A 14,828-nucleotide genomic window follows, 5' to 3' on the forward strand; every position below is an offset into this window, starting at 1 on the left:
GCGCAGTTCCGCTCCACGCGGTCGCGCCGGCTGGCGCGCACGGCACCCGCCGTCAAGAGGCGGACGCGGTGACGAGTCAGCCGGCCGCCGGGTCGGCGGGAGCCGGTTCTGCCTCGGCTGGTGCCGGCGTCCCGGCGCGGCGGGCCCGGACCTCGTGGCCGACGCTGGTCAGACAGCGCCCGCTGGGCAGGTCGAACCGCCAGCCGTGGAGCTGGCAGGTCAACTGGTTGCCCTCCACGATCCCGAACCGGGTCAGGTCCGCCTTCAGGTGCGGGCAGCGACGCTGCACGATCCAGTCGCCCAGCTTGATGTCCTCGGCGTCCGGCTTCTGTTCGGCATACCAGCCCTCGGCGTACTGGAGGCGCTCCTCCGACAGGCACTTGAAGAACGCGTAGACGAACTCGTTGTACTGCCCGATCCGGGCGGCGGAGAACCGGCAGGACAGGAACAGCGAGTTGACCCAGTCGACCTCACCTGAGTGCAGCAGTTGCTCGATCAGGGCGCGCTCGGTGCGGAATCGGTAGCGGACCTTTTCGTCGGCGTACGGGCGAACCTGCTTGCCCGGGAAGTCCACGACGACCGACTCGATCGACTCGCCGTCGTAGCCGACCAGGTCGAACCGGACCGGGCCACCGACGCCCTTGGCGAGGTAGACCGACTCCTCGAGCAGCGGCTCGATCCGCCGCTTCATCTCCTTGAGCACGTCGACCTCGGGGTGCCGCCAGGACTGCTTCGCCGCCTCGATCACCGGCCGCTGCCGCTCCTGGTATTCGCGCAGGTGCTGTTCCTTGTTGGCGAAGAACTCGTCGAGGTCCGCCACCGGGTGCTCGGTGCGCGCCCCACCGTCGGCGGTCAGCTCGGTGACCGTGCCGGGCAGCAGCACGATCGCGTTGCTGCCGCCGACCTTGGCGTATTCGCGCAGGAAGTCGGACTGGTCGGGGAAGATGTTGCCCTCGTCGCCGTGGATGTCGTTGAACTGCCACAACTCGTCGTCGAGGAAGCACGGCGGACCGGCGATCGGGAAGACGTGCGACGCCTTCAGGTCGTCGATGTAGCGCCAGGTGCGGTCGTACTGCCGCTCCCGCTTCTGCTTGCCGAACGCGGTCTTGGCCGCGTTGGGCAGCTCGTAGACCATCGGGTACCAGATAGCGCCGGAGAACTGGAGCAGGTGCGCGTGCACATGTCCGAGTTCGGCGAACATGGTCAGGTCGGTCGGTCGGGCGTCGTTCTGGTTGAGCAGCCGGACGCCGTCGTACTCGACCCACAGCGACGAGTCCCCGATGGGGCCGTCGGTGGGCGACGTCAGCGCCTGGATCAGCACCTTGAGGCCGCCGTCGAGTTCGGTCACCTCGTTGGTCTTGGTCCGGATGAACCGGGTGAAACCCACCTCGCGCAGCTCGTCCTCGAGTTCCGAGGTCGGATACTCCGGCAGCAGCACCGTCGCCTTCTTCGAGATGAAGCGGCGCAGGTGCGCCGCGTCGAAGTGGTCACGGTGCAGGTGCGAAACGTAGAGGTAGTCGACGTCGCCGAGCGTCTCCCAGTCGAGTTGGGAGTTGTCCGGGAAGGGAAACCAGGAGGCGAAGTAGGCCGGGTTGACCCACGGGTCGCACAGGATGCTGCCCGCGGCCGTGTCGATCCGCATGCTGGCGTGCCCCGTACCGGTCACTCGCACCGCACAGACCTCCTAGATCAAGACCATCAAGGTGTACGGCAAAACGCTACCGGAGCCGGCGGTGCCGCGGTTCGCCGACGCCACCGAACGGGTCGTACGGCCCACTGGCGGCGGGCCGGGTGGCCCGTGCCAGACTCTTACCCAGATCGCATCACCTGGGAAAGGACCTCACCGTGGCGGGAAGCGAGCCGGTAACCTCACCCGACCAGCGCAAGCCGGGCCACCGCAAGGCGGGCCAGATCGGTGCGGTGGTGTCCGCACTGCTGCTGCTGTCGATGGTCATCGGTAACCACGAGGGCCGCGTCGAGGACATCTGGCTGGTCGGCCTCGCCGCGCTGCTGCTGCTCATCGTCGTCGGCGACATCGTGCTGCGCCGCAACGGCCTGCGTAACTGACACCGGCCGCTCCGCGCCGCGACCACCCTCGCGGCACCAGCCGTCGGCCCGTGCCGGGTCGCGGCACCAGACCGGCCCCGGAAACACACAGGGCCCGTTCCGGTACGTACCGGAACGGGCCCATCGTGCGTGCGGCTCAGTGCCGGCGCAGGATGTCCTGGACCTCCTTGAGTGCCGCCTCGACCTCGGCCTCGAAGTAGCCGCCCGGCACCAACTCGAACCGGGTGTTGTCCAGGGCGGCCGGGTCGACCGGCATCGGGCCACGGCCGGACATCGCCATGAGGATCCCGTCGAAGAGCCGGTCGACCTGCACCGGGTCGTATCCGCTGCCGAAGCGGCGAACCTGGAAGGTACGCCGGATCTCGTCGACCCGCTGCGCGTCGCCACCGGCGGGCGGCGGGCCGCCGAACGGCGGCCGGTCCAACGGCGGCGGACCGTCGAACTGGGGCCGGTCCAACGGCGGCGGACCGTCGAACTGGGGCCGGTCCAACGGCGGCGGACCGTCGAACTGGGGCCGGTCGTAGGGCGGCCGCTCCAGCGGCGGGCGGTCGACCGGCGGGCCGTCGAACGGCGCGCGGGCCACCGGTGGGCGATCGTAGGGGGGCCGGTCCGGCGGCGGGCCGGCCGGTCCGGTACGCGGGCCGGCGGCGCGCGGGTCACGGTCGGGCATCCGGATCTCGGCGGTCATGTCCATGCGGCCGTGCCGGCCGGGCTCGAAACCGTCGAACCGGTCATCGGGCTCGTCGAACCGGCGCGGGCCGGCACCCGGCGGAGGACCCGCCGGGCCGGGCGGGCCGTCGTAGCCGCGGGGGCCGTCGTAGCCACCGCCGAACGACCCGGTGGGCTCGTCGTAGCGACCGTAGGGGTCGCCGGGCGGCGGGCCGGCCGGTGCCGGCATCGCGCGGGGCGGCGGGGCGGACCCGACCGGAGGCATCCGGTCGGGTCCGGGCGGACCCATCCGGTCCGGCGGCCCCATCCGGTCGGGCGGGCCGAGACGGTCGGGCGGGCCCATCCGGTCGGGCGGGCCGAGACGGTCCGGCGGACCCATCCGGTCGGGGGCCTTACGGTCGGGCGGGCCGCCACGGTCGAACCGCTCGACGGCGCGGGGCTCCGGCGCGTGGGCCGGGCCGCCGCGCTCCTCGAACTCGGCGAGCTGCCGCTCCACCCGGTCGAGGTGCAGGTCCACCTGCCACTCGTCGTAGCCGCCGAACCGGACCCGGAAGACCACGTCGTGGACCTCCTGCGAGGCGACCGGCGAGCCCACCGGCTCACCGGCGAGCGTGGCCTCGACCCGGTCGAGGAAGGTGTCCACCTCGTCGACCTTGTAACCCCGACGGAGCGCCTTACGCCGGAAACGCTGACCCTGACTCGCCACTATGTCTCCTGGTTCGCTCGCTCGTCACGCCTGGTCACCCGGCAACCGGCCGGCGGGCCCGGGCCGGCCCGCACGCCAACTGTGCCATTCTGACGCCCATCCGCCGCGCCGGCAGCGGTCGTGGGTCCGCCCGTTCCGCCCGCTCACCGGTCCACCTCGGCGGCGGCGAGCTGCCCGCAGGCGCCGTCGATCTCCTGGCCACGGGTGTCGCGTACGGTCGTCGAGACGCCGGCCTGGCGCAAGCGGCGGACGAACTCCCGCTCCACCGGCTTGGGGCTGGCGTCCCAGCGGCTGCCGGGGGTCGGGTTGAGTGGGATGAGGTTCACGTGGGCCAGCCGCCCAGCCAGCAGCCGGCCAAGAAGGTCGGCTCGCCACGGCTGGTCGTTCACCTCTTTGATCATCGCGTATTCGATCGATACCCGGCGCCCCGTCCGGTCGGCGTAGGCCCACGCCGCGTCGAGCACCTCGGCGACCTTCCAGCGCTGGTTGACCGGCACGAGTTCGTCGCGCAGCTCATCATCGGGCGCGTGCAGCGACAGCGCAAGGGTGACCGAGAGGTCTTCGTCGGCGAGCCGGCGCATCGCCGGGACCAGCCCGACGGTGGAGACGGTGATGTGCCGCTGGGACAGCCCGAGCCCCTCCGGTGCCGGTGCACAGAGCCGGCGTACGGCCGCCACGACCCGGGCGTAGTTGGCCAGCGGCTCCCCCATGCCCATGAACACCACGTGCGACAACCGGGGTGGGGCGCCGGCGACCACACCGGAGGCGGCGACACCGGCGAGGTAGACGGCCTGGTCGACGATCTCGGCCGTCGAGAGGTTACGGGTCAGTCCGGCCTGCCCGGTGGCGCAGAACGGGCACGCCATCCCGCAGCCCGCCTGGCTGGAGATGCAGACCGTGACCCGGTCGGAATAACCCATGAGCACGCTCTCCACGAGCGCTCCGTCGTGCAGCCGCCACAGGGCCTTGCGGGTGGCCCCGTCGTCACAGGCCATCTCGCGTACGGGGGTGAGCAGGGTGGGCAGCAGCTCCGCCGCCAGCCGGTCCCGGGCGGCGGCCGGCAGGTCGGTCATCAGGGCCGGGTCGCGGACCAGCCGGCCGAAGTAGTGCGTCGACATCTGCCGGGCCCGGAAGGCGGGCTCGCCGAGTTCGGTGACGAGGGCCCGCCGGCCGGCGAGGTCGAGGTCGGCGAGGTGCCGGGGCGGCATCGAGGCCCGGCGGGCGGCACCGGGAGCCGGGCCGGGCGTGCCGGCGGGGCCGGCCGGGTCGGCGAAACCGGCGGGGCTGGTCGTGCCGGCAGTGCCGGTGGGGCTGATCGGGATCACTGGCAGGCTATTCATGGCCTGTCCAGTGTCCCACGCGCCGGCCGGACCACCCGGCCCCGAGGACCCCCAAACGTGCACCATCCCTCAGCCGGGTGGGGCGAACAGCGTCAGGAGGAAGTAGGCGGTCGGCACCGCGAAGAGGACCGAGTCGAGCCGGTCCATCAGACCGCCGTGCCCGGGCAGTAGGTTACTCATGTCCTTTATGTTGAGATCGCGTTTGATCATCGACTCGGCCAGGTCGCCGAGGACCGCGGCCACCGAGACCGCCACCCCGAAGACCGCTCCCCACCAGGGCGCTACATCGAGCAGGAAGTAGAGCAGCAGAGCGCTGCCGACGGCCGCGGCGGTCACCGAGCCGCCGAACCCCTCCCAGGACTTCTTCGGGCTGATCGACGGGGCCATCGGATGCCGGCCGAGGAGGACACCGACGGCGTAACCGCCGGTGTCGGACAGGACCACGGCCGCGAGGATGACGAAGATTCGCCAGTCACCGTCCGGCATGGCGGCCATCAGCGCGGCGAACCCGCCGAGGAACGGCACGTAGACCGCGATGAGCACGGAGGCGGTCAGGTCGCGCCGGTAGCCGGCCCACCCGTCGCCGATCCGCCACACGAGGGCGGCGAGCACCGTGACCACGAGCCCGAGAAGAAGCCCGTCCGGACCGACCTGCCAGGCCAGACCGGTCATGAGTACGCCGCCGGCGAGCAGCGGAACCATCGGTGGACGGGCGTCGACGGCGCGTACCGCGCGGGTCATCTCCCAGATTCCGACGCTGAACGCCAGCGCGATCACGACCAGGAACGCCGGCCGGTAGGCGAACAGGGTGCCGACGAGCACCGCGCCGAGGGTGACGCCGACCCCGATCGCGGCGGGCAGGTTGCGGCCGGCCCGGCTCGGCGGTTTCGGCCCGGCGGCCGTACCCGCGCGGCCGGCCCGGCGCTTCCCCGGCTGCCGTCGACGCGGCGGTTCCGACGGTTCCGGCGGCTGCACCACCGGGTAGGCGGCCGTCTGCGCGTCCGCGTCCACCATCGGGTAGGCGGCCGTCTGCTCGTCCACCACCGGCTCGGGATCGTCACCGGCACCCGGCGGGTACGCGGGGACGGCACCGTTCGTGTACCCGCCATGCCCACCGGGCGGCCGACCCGGTACGGCGTACCCGTTGCCGTTACGCGGCGGCCAGTCGTCGGGGCTGGGCGACGGGTTGGCGTCGGGGCGCGAGTGCCGGGCGTAGGGATCGGGCGCGGCACCGGTGTGCCGCGCCCGATGTGCGTCGGTGCCCGATCCGGGATGAGGGTCGAGGTAGGACATCAGACCTCGAGCAGCTCGGTTTCCTTGTGCTTGACCAGCTCGTCGACGTGTGTCACGTAGCGGTGGGTGAGGTCGTCGAGTTCCTTCTCGGCACGGCGTCCATCGTCCTCGCCGGCCTCGCCGTCCTTGACGATGCGGTCCAGCTCTTCCTTCGCCTTGCGCCGCACGTTGCGGATCGCGACCTTGGCTTCCTCGCCCTTGTTGCGGGCCACCTTGATCATGTCGCGGCGCCGCTCCTCGGTCATCTGCGGCAGCAGGATCCGGAGCTGGTTGCCCTCGTTGTTGGGGTTGACCCCCAGGTCGGAGTCGCGGATCGCCTTCTCCATCGCCTGGAGTTGCGACGCGTCGTACGGCTTGATGATGGCCATCCGGGGCTCGGGCACACCCACCGACGCCATCTGGGTCAGCGGCGTGGGGGTGCCGTAGTAGTCGATGATGACCTTGGAGAACATCGCCGGGCTGGCCCGCCCCGTCCGGATCGCGCCGAACTCCTCTTTGGCGTGTTCGACCGCGCGGTCCATCTTCTCTTCGGCCTCGAGGAGCGTGTCGTCGATCACCTGCTCCGTCGCCTCCTTCTCTTGCTCGTAGGTCGTCGGACGGCCTAGGCCGTGATCAGGGTCCCGATCCGCTCGCCACCGACCGCCCGGATGATGGTGTCCTCGCCCTCCGCGCCGAACACCAGCATCGGCAGGCCGTTGTCCATGCAGAGGCTGAACGCCGCGGCGTCGGCGACCCGCAGGCCGCGGCTCAGCGCCTCGGCGAACGTGACGGTGTCGAGTCGGCGGGCATCGGGATCGGTGCGCGGGTCGGCGGTGTAGACGGCGTCCACACCGTTCTTGCTCATCAGCACCACGTCGGCACGGATCTCCAGCGCCCGCTGGGCAGCGACCGTGTCGGTAGAGAAATAGGGCATTCCGGCGCCGGCACCGAAGATGACCACACGGCCCTTCTCCAGGTGACGGATCGCCCGCAACGGGATGTAGGGCTCGGCGACCTGGGCCATCGTGATCGCGGTCTGTACCCGCGTCTCGATGCCCTCCTTCTCGAGAAAGTCCTGCAGCGCGAGGCAGTTCATGACGGTGCCGAGCATGCCCATGTAGTCGGCCCGGGCGCGGTCCATGCCACGCTTCTGCAACTCCGCGCCGCGGAAGAAGTTGCCGCCGCCGATCACCACGGAGACCTGCACCCCACGCCGGACGACGGTGGCGATCTGCCGGGCGACGGCCTGTACGACGTCGGGAGCGACGCCGACCTCCCCGCCGCCGAAGACCTCGCCGGACAACTTCAGGACGACCCGCCGGGACCGGCCGGGGGGTGGTGCGGTGGGATCGTCCTGCACAGCGGTCTGCTCATTCACGGTCTGCGTCATCCGACCCGCCTCTCATGCGCGGGGCAAGCCCGCCGCGCGGTGGCACCGGAGGGTGCCGCCGCCCACCTTATGGGACGAGGAGGCCGCGGTGCCTATCACGTACACCAGCGGCCTCCTCGGATTGTCTATACCCACGCGGCCGTCCCGCCCGCGAGGGGCGGGAGAACCGCACGGTCGGGCTCGGTCAGGCCTGGCCGACCTCGAACCGGACGAACCGCGTCACGTCGATGCCGGCCTCGCCGATGACCTGCTTGACCGACTTCTTGTTGTCGGTGACAGACGCCTGCTCCAGCAGGACGAAGTCCTTGAAGAAGGCGTTGACGCGACCCTCAATGATCTTGGAGATGGCAGCCTCGGGCTTGCCCTCCTCGCGGGCGCTCTGCTCGGCGATGCGCCGCTCGGACTCGACCGTCTCGGCCGGCACCTCGTCACGGGTGAGGAACTTCGGCCGCATCGCGGCGATCTGCATCGCCACGGCACGGGCGTCGGCGTCGCCCGCCTCGTCGGCCTTGCCGGCGTATTCGACCAGCACGCCGACCTGCGGCGGCAGGTCCTGCGCCTTGCGGTGCAGGTAGACGGCGACCGTGCCGTCGACCTTGGCGAAGCGGTTCAGCACGAGCTTCTCGCCGATCTTGGCCGACTGCTCGAGCACGGTGTCGGCGACGGTACGGCCGTCCGGCAGCGTCGACGCCAGCAGCGCCTCGGCGTCGGCGACGTCGGCCTGCTCGCCGTGCTCGACCAACTGCTGGGCCAGCGCGATGAAGTCGGCGTTCTTGGCGACGAAGTCGGTCTCGCAGTTGAGCTCGAGCAGCGCCTTGCCGGAGTGGGCCACGAGGCCGTTCGCGGCGGTGCGACCCGCACGCTTGTCGACGTCCTTGGCACCCTTGATCCGCAGGAGCTCGACAGCCTTGTCGAAGTCGCCCTCGGTCTCCGTGAGCGCCTTCTTGCAGTCCATCATGCCGGCGCCGGTGAGGTCGCGGAGCTTCTTGACGTCCGCGGCGGTGAAGTTGGACATGACTCTCTCTTCGATGTTTGAGGCTGTGGGTGGGGTGGTCAGTTGGGGATTACCCAATCCGGGGCGCACCGTGCCCTCGTACCCGATCGGGCGGGCCGGCCGCGGGTTCGCGTCCGGCCCGGCCCGACGGTGAGGTCACTCGGCGGCAGCCGCCGCGGGCTCGGCAGCCTTCTGCTCTTCGTCGGCCTTCTTCTCCGGCGTCTCCAGCAGCTCGCGCTCCCACTCGGCCAGCGGCTCGTCGGCCGCGACCACACCCGGCTCGGGCTTCTCGTCGGTGCCGCGCTGCCGTCCGGAGCGGGCGATCAGGCCGTCGGCGACCGCCGCGGCGATGACCTTGGTGAGCAGTTCGGCGGAGCGGATCGCGTCGTCGTTGCCCGGAATCGGGAAATCGACCTCGTCGGGGTCACAGTTCGTGTCGAGCACGGCGATCACCGGGATGCCCAGCTTGCGGGCCTCGTCAACGGCGATGTGCTCCTTCTTGGTGTCGACGACCCAGATCGCGGCCGGCACCTTCTGCATGTCACGCAGACCACCCAGGGTGCGGGTGAGCTTGATCTTCTCGCGGGAGAGCTGGAGCGTCTCCTTCTTGGTGTAGCCCTGCGCGGTGCCGCTGAGGTCGCCGATCGCCTCCAGCTCCTTCATCCGCTGGAGCCGCTTGTAGACCGTCTGGAAGTTGGTCAGCATGCCGCCCAGCCAGCGGTGGTTGACGTAGGGCTGGCCCACCCGGGTCGCCTGCTCGGCGATGGCCTCCTGCGCCTGCTTCTTGGTGCCGACGAAGAGGATGCTGCCGCCCTCGGCGACGGTGCCACGCACGAACTCGTACGCCTTCTCGATGTAGTCGAGGGTCTGGCGCAGGTCGATGATGTAGATGCCGTTACGCTCGGTGAAGATGAAGCGCTTCATCTTCGGGTTCCAGCGCCGGGTCTGGTGCCCGAAGTGGACGCCGCTCTCCAGCAGCTGACGCATGGTCACTACGGCCATGGTGGGGTGCTCCTTCTGTGGTCCCTGGTTGTCACGCCCGGCCGGCCGGCCGGGCATCCTGGCACCGGGTCGTCGGCCATGGCGGACCCGAACGGAGTCGGGACCAGGGGGCCGTCGCCCCACGGATGACCGCGGGGAGGGCGCGCGAGGTCGACCGCATGGCGGTCGCCAGTCGATAAGTGTACGCCCTGACGTGGCCGCTCCGGCCCCGACCCGTACCCGCCGGTGACCGGCGCCGGACCGACCCGGCTGGTGGCCCGGCCGGACGCCCGCGCCCGGCCGGACCCGGCTGGGGTCAGCCGGCCGCGAGCGCCGCCGCGACGAAGAGCACCAGGCCGACCGTGAGGTAGGCGGTCGGCGGCCGTAGCCAGGCACGACCCGGCTCGGCGAGCCCGGCCGCGCCGGTCGCCAGGGCGTAGAGGCCGGCACCGAACACCGGCAGCCCGAGGACCAGCATGACGCCCGCGACCACCCCGCCGAACGAGATCGGGTCGGCGAGCAGCGCATTGGCGAGAAGCACCAGGGCGGGCACCTCGAAGATCAGGACGAGCAGGGCGTACGCGACCGCCAGGCCGGGGCGGCGGGTTCGGTACACGCCGTCGCCGACCGGCGCGGTGCCGCCGGGGCGGCGCGGCGCGGCGCGGTCGAACGGGTCGCCCGGGTATCGCGGCCCGTCACCGGGCGGTGCCTCGGCCTGGTGCATCGTGACGGCCGGCATCGGCCCGGTCGGCAGTTCCAGCGGCCGGTGCGCATCGGCGTCCCGGTTCGCGTCGATCGTCCGGCCGGCGTCCGGAACACGGGGAGCGTCCGGAATGCGGTGTGCGTCGGAGGGTGCCCGCAACGCCTCGGTGGCGTGGTGGTGCATCTCCGGCCGGTGCTGCGGTTCGGCGGCGCGCGGCGGCTCGGCCATCGGCCCCGGCTCGACCGGCGGGACCGGTACGTCGATCACGGACCGGGCCGGCTCCGGGGCCGGCGGCCCCGCCGGTGACACCGGCCGTCCCGGCTCGGTCGGCCGGCGTCCGATCTCCACCAGCCCGGTCCGTTCGGGACCGCCACGCCGGGTGTCGAGCGGCTCGCCACGCCCGCTGTCCAGCAGGTCTGCGCCGCCACCGGTGCCGCGCGACGGAGGCTCCAGCGGCAGCCGGATCGAGCCGAGGGCGCCCCGGGCCGCCTCGCCGCTTCCGTAGCCGGCACGCCCCTGGTCGTCGCGCACCTCGATGTCGAGCTGCGTGCGGAGCTCTTCGGCGTGCCGGGACTCCGGCTCCCGGTGCCGGTCGGCCCCGAACCGGTCGTCGTCGGCGTATCGGTCACCGCCCGCGTAGCGGTCGCTGTCGGTGTAGCGGTCACCGTCGGAGTAGCCGCCCGGTCCGGCATGACGCGGCCCGGGGTCGGCCAGCGCGGCGTAGCGGTTCTCCTCGACCTCGCCGGAGCGCTGCTCGGGCACCCGGTAGCCGTCGTCGGGGTAGCGCTCGTCCGCCCGGCCACGCCAGCCGGACTCGGAGTAGCCGCGTTCACCGGCGTACCAGCGGGGTTCCTGCTCATCGGGGTAGTTACGTTGACCGTCCACGGTCCCGCACCGTATTCGACCCTGGCAATCATCGCCAACCGGTCGCCCGTACCGGCCCGCCGCCTGTCACGTGTCGCGGGCGCCGGCCTCAAGGCGGGGGTGGATCGCCGGCCCGGATCTCCCGTACATCCGCGGCGAACACTCCGAACCGGCCGATACGTCCCGGCGCCACGCACGGTGCGAGTCGGACGGCCAATCGCCGCGGATAGGTGGGTCCACGCCTTTTCGGACGCCGGGCCGATGTCGGGCCGCCGCGTCGCAGGATGAGCCGACCGGCGGCGCCGTCGAGATCCTGCCCCGGACCGGCCCGCACGACCGGAGCGGTACGCCATAGCACGGCGACCACTTGATCGTCCGGCTGTCCACAGGGATGCCCGCCGTCCACAGGCGGACCGGCCGCCCTACCCCTGAGCGGCCCGGACGGCCAGCCTCGTGGCATGACGTTGGTGAGACGGGCGGTCGGCGCCTACGGCGAACGCCGTGCGGTGCAGCACCTGGTCGCGGCGGGGCTGCGGGTGGTGGCTCGCAACTGGCGGTGCGTCCACGGCGAGGTCGACATCATCGCCTGGGACGGCGAGACCCTGGTGTTCTGCGAGGTGAAGACCAGGCGGAGCACCACGTACGGGCCACCGGCCGCGGCGGTGGTGCCGGCGAAGGCACGGCGCCTGCGCCGGCTCGCCGCCACCTGGCTCGCCGGCGCCGCCACACACCCGCGCGAGGTCCGCTTCGACGTCGTCGCGGTGCACACCACCGGGCGCGGTCCGGCCGCGGTGGAACATGTGCGGGCGGCGTTCTGATGCCGGGTCCTCGCCGGGAACCTCCGTCGGGCCGGGCGGTCGGCACCGGGCCGGCCGGCGCCGTGGGGGCGGGCGACACGGCTGCCGGCAGCGTGGCGGCGGGCGGTCCGTGGCCCGTCGGCGGCGCGGCGGGCGGGTGGCGGCGATGAGCTACGCCCGCGTGCTCTCGGTCGGCCTGGTCGGGGTCACCGGCCATCTGGTCGAGGTCGAGGCCGACCTGGCCGCCGGCCTGCCGGCGGTCGCACTGTCCGGCCTGCCCGACACCGCGCTCAACGAGGCCCGGGACCGGGTCCGCGCGGCGATCGTGAACTCCGGCCAGAGCTGGCCGAACCGGCGGATCACCGTCAACCTGCTGCCGGCCACCCTGCCCAAGCACGGTTCGGGGTTCGACGTCGCCATCGCCTGCGCACTGCTCGGGGGCTCCGGGGAGTTGCCGCTGGCCCCGCTGGACGGGGTGGCGATCCTCGGCGAACTCGGGCTCGACGGGGCCGTACGCCCGGTGCGCGGGGTGTTGCCGATGGTCGTCGCCGCCGTACGGGCCGGGATAACCCGGGTGGTCGTGCCGCTGGCGAACGCCGCCGAGGCGGCCGTGGTGCCCGGCGTACGGGTCAAGGGCGTCGACTCGCTGCACCGGCTTGTGGCGTTCGTCCGCGACGGCGGCCGGCTGCTCGAACCGCCCGAGCCGGACCCGGTGTCCCCGCCGGCTGGGCCCGACCTCGCCGAGGTCGCCGGGCAGGGGCTCGGCCGGCGCGGGCTGGAGATCGCGGCGGCCGGCGGGCACCACGTCGCGTTGATCGGGCCGCCCGGCGCCGGCAAGACCATGCTGGCCGAACGCCTGCCGTCGATCCTGCCGCCGCTCGACGACGAGGCGGCGCTCGAGGTCAGCGCCCTGCACTCGATCGCCGGTCTGCTCCCGCCGGGCGGCCGGCTGCTGCGCCGGCCGCCGTTGCAGGCCCCGCACCACACCGCGACGGTCCCGTCGCTGGTCGGAGGCGGCAGCGGCCTCGCCCGCCCCGGCGCGGTGTCGCTGGCCCACCGGGGCGTCCTCTTCCTCGACGAGGCCGCCGAGTTCAACGTCCGGGCCCTGGAGGCGCTACGGCAGCCGCTGGAGAGCGGCCGGGTGCTGATCACCCGCAGCCGTGGCGCGACCGAATACCCGGCCAGCTTCCAGCTCGTCCTGGCCTCGAATCCGTGCCCGTGCGCCAAGCCGTCCGGCGACCTGGCGTGCGAGTGCACCCCGCTGGCCCGGCGTCGCTACATCGGGCGATTGTCCGGGCCGCTGCTGGACCGGATCGACGTGCAGGTGCCGCTCGTGCCGCTGCGGGCCGCCGACCTGGTCGCCGCCGCGACCCCGGCCGAGCCGTCGGCGGTGGTCGCCGAGCGGGTCCGGGCCGCCCGTTCGGCGGCCGCGCAGCGGTGGGCCGGCACGGGCTGGCGGGTCAACGCCGACGTACCCGGCCCGCACCTGCGACGGACCCGCTGGCGGCTGCCGGCCCGCGACACCGAGCAGTTGCGCCGGTCGCTGGACACCGGGGCGCTGTCCGCCCGCGGCTACGACCGGGTGATCCGGATGGCCTGGACGATCGCCGACCTCGACGGGCGGGACCGCCCCGGTGCCGACGACGTTGCCGAGGCGAGCCAGCTCCGCTCGGGCCGGTCGGCCTGACCGGCACCCGGTACCCACCATGGCCGGCCCCGCCGGCCGCCTTCGAAGGGAGTGCACGATGGGTGGCATCGACCGGACCCGGCTGGCCCGGGTCGCGGTGAACTGGCTCGCCGAGCCGGGCAACTGGGCGGCCTACCGGATGGTGGCCACCGACGGCCCGGTACGCGCGCTACAGCGGATGGTCGACGGCGATGTGCCCGACCCCGGGCTGCGTACGGCGGTCGGGGCCCGGCTCGCCAGCGGCGATCCATGGGCGGTGGCCGAGGCCGCGGCCGAACGGGCCGGACGGCTGGGCGCCCGGATCGTGGTGCCCGGCGACGACGAGTGGCCGGGGCCGGTCGGCGATCTCACCCGGCTGGCCCTCGACGCCGAACGCAGGGTCGACCGGGAGACCGCGCCGCCACTGTGCCTCTGGGTGCGCGGCCACCTCGACCTCGCCAACGCGCTCGACCGCGCGGTCGCCGTCGTGGGTGCCCGGGCGGCCAGCCCCTACGGCCTGCACGTCGCCGGGGAACTCGGCTTCGGTCTCGCCGAGCGCGGTTGGACCGTGGTGTCGGGCGGTGCGTTCGGCATCGACGCGGCGGCGCACCGGGCCGCCCTGAACGCCGACGGTACGACGGTGGCGGTGCTGGCCTGCGGGCTCGACCGGCCCTATCCGGCGGGCAACACCGCGCTCTTCGACCGTATCGCCGACACCGGGCTGCTGGTCAGCGAGTGGCTGCCCGGCCAGGAGCCGCTGCGGCACCGCTTCCTGATCCGCAACCGGGTCATCGCGGCCGGCACCGCCGGCACGGTGCTGGTCGAGGCGGCGGCCCGCAGCGGTGCCACCCAGACGATGCGCCGGGCGCTGGGCATCGGTCGCCGCGCGATGGTCGTGCCCGGACCGGTCACCTCGGCGATGTCCGTCGGCTGCCACGAACTGCTGCGCGACCAGCCCGACGCCCGCCTGGTCACCGGTGTGCCGCACGTGCTCGAGGAGGTCGGACGGATCGGCGCGGACCTGGCCCCGCCCGTTCGCGCGCCCGAGCAGCCCCGTGACCGGCTCGACGACCAGGCCGCGCAACTGCTGGAGGCGATGCCCCGGCGCGGTCCGATCGGGCTCGACCCGCTGGCCGCCCGGGCCGGAGTCGACGTACGGACCGCGATGCGCAAGGTCGCGCTGCTCGAACAGCTCGGATTCGTCGTACGCCACGACGACGGTTACGCGCTGGTCCCGAAGTCCCGCGGGTCGGGCCCGCCCGGCGACCGACCGGCACGACCCGCACCCGCTGATCGACCGGCATGACCCGCACCCGGCGGCCGATCAGCGTGACCCGTGCGGCGAGCGGCCGACGCCCGTCCCGGTGACCCGTCGGCGT

Annotated in this window: 13 protein-coding genes; 4 read left to right on the top strand and 9 right to left on the bottom strand. The window is 72.9% G+C overall.

Annotation, left to right across the window (positions count from 1 at the left end):
- Positions 1-76 precede the first annotated feature (76 nt).
- Complete coding sequence (locus tag QCD66_RS29165) at positions 77-1,672, bottom strand: Rieske 2Fe-2S domain-containing protein (RefSeq protein WP_375734492.1); 1,596 nt, start codon at positions 1,670-1,672, stop codon at positions 77-79.
- 173 nt (positions 1,673-1,845) lie between these two features.
- Between QCD66_RS29165 and QCD66_RS29170 the strand changes: the two genes are divergently transcribed.
- Positions 1,846-2,067: a DUF2631 domain-containing protein gene (locus QCD66_RS29170; RefSeq protein WP_357535775.1), complete on the top strand. Its 222-nt coding sequence runs from the start codon at positions 1,846-1,848 to the stop codon at positions 2,065-2,067.
- A gap of 136 nt (positions 2,068-2,203) precedes the next feature.
- Here the strand turns inward: QCD66_RS29170 and QCD66_RS29175 are convergent, their stop codons facing one another.
- The 8 genes from QCD66_RS29175 to QCD66_RS29210 form a co-directional block, all read right to left on the bottom strand.
- Positions 2,204-3,442 (bottom strand): DivIVA domain-containing protein, encoded by a 1,239-nt coding sequence (locus QCD66_RS29175; protein WP_407566869.1) that lies wholly within the window; start codon positions 3,440-3,442, stop codon positions 2,204-2,206.
- 143 nt (positions 3,443-3,585) lie between these two features.
- A complete protein-coding gene (rlmN, locus tag QCD66_RS29180) occupies positions 3,586-4,650 on the bottom strand; it encodes a 23S rRNA (adenine(2503)-C(2))-methyltransferase RlmN (RefSeq protein WP_357536050.1) in 1,065 nt (354 codons plus the stop codon).
- A gap of 201 nt (positions 4,651-4,851) precedes the next feature.
- A complete protein-coding gene (locus QCD66_RS29185) occupies positions 4,852-6,075 on the bottom strand; it encodes a phosphatidate cytidylyltransferase (RefSeq protein WP_364208070.1) in 1,224 nt (407 codons plus the stop codon).
- Positions 6,075-6,632 (bottom strand): ribosome recycling factor, encoded by a 558-nt coding sequence (frr, locus tag QCD66_RS29190; RefSeq protein ID WP_364208073.1) that lies wholly within the window; start codon positions 6,630-6,632, stop codon positions 6,075-6,077. The genes QCD66_RS29185 and frr overlap by 1 nt, the downstream gene beginning before the upstream one ends.
- A gap of 44 nt (positions 6,633-6,676) precedes the next feature.
- Complete coding sequence (gene pyrH, locus QCD66_RS29195; protein ID WP_357535770.1) at positions 6,677-7,444, bottom strand: UMP kinase; 768 nt, start codon at positions 7,442-7,444, stop codon at positions 6,677-6,679.
- Between the two features lie 184 nt (positions 7,445-7,628).
- A complete protein-coding gene (gene tsf, locus QCD66_RS29200) occupies positions 7,629-8,459 on the bottom strand; it encodes a translation elongation factor Ts (RefSeq protein WP_375734494.1) in 831 nt (276 codons plus the stop codon).
- Positions 8,460-8,594: 135 nt separating this feature from the next.
- Complete coding sequence (rpsB, locus tag QCD66_RS29205; protein WP_364208079.1) at positions 8,595-9,440, bottom strand: 30S ribosomal protein S2; 846 nt, start codon at positions 9,438-9,440, stop codon at positions 8,595-8,597.
- Positions 9,441-9,735: 295 nt separating this feature from the next.
- Complete coding sequence (locus QCD66_RS29210; RefSeq protein ID WP_375734495.1) at positions 9,736-11,007, bottom strand: hypothetical protein; 1,272 nt, start codon at positions 11,005-11,007, stop codon at positions 9,736-9,738.
- Positions 11,008-11,444: 437 nt separating this feature from the next.
- On the opposite strand from QCD66_RS29210, the gene QCD66_RS29215 reads away from it, so the two are divergent.
- From QCD66_RS29215 to dprA, 3 genes are all read left to right on the top strand, one after another.
- A complete protein-coding gene (locus QCD66_RS29215; protein ID WP_375734496.1) occupies positions 11,445-11,804 on the top strand; it encodes a YraN family protein in 360 nt (119 codons plus the stop codon).
- A 145-nt stretch (positions 11,805-11,949) separates the two neighbouring features.
- On the top strand, positions 11,950-13,470 hold the full coding sequence (locus QCD66_RS29220) for a YifB family Mg chelatase-like AAA ATPase (protein WP_364208088.1): 1,521 nt from the start codon (positions 11,950-11,952) through the stop codon (positions 13,468-13,470).
- Positions 13,471-13,489: 19 nt separating this feature from the next.
- On the top strand, positions 13,490-14,755 hold the full coding sequence (dprA, locus tag QCD66_RS29225; protein WP_375734497.1) for a DNA-processing protein DprA: 1,266 nt from the start codon (positions 13,490-13,492) through the stop codon (positions 14,753-14,755).
- Positions 14,756-14,828: the final 73 nt, after the last annotated feature.

It is taken from the genome of Polymorphospora sp. A560, assembly GCF_045781765.1.
GTDB classification, from domain to species: domain Bacteria; phylum Actinomycetota; class Actinomycetes; order Mycobacteriales; family Micromonosporaceae; genus Polymorphospora; species Polymorphospora lycopeni.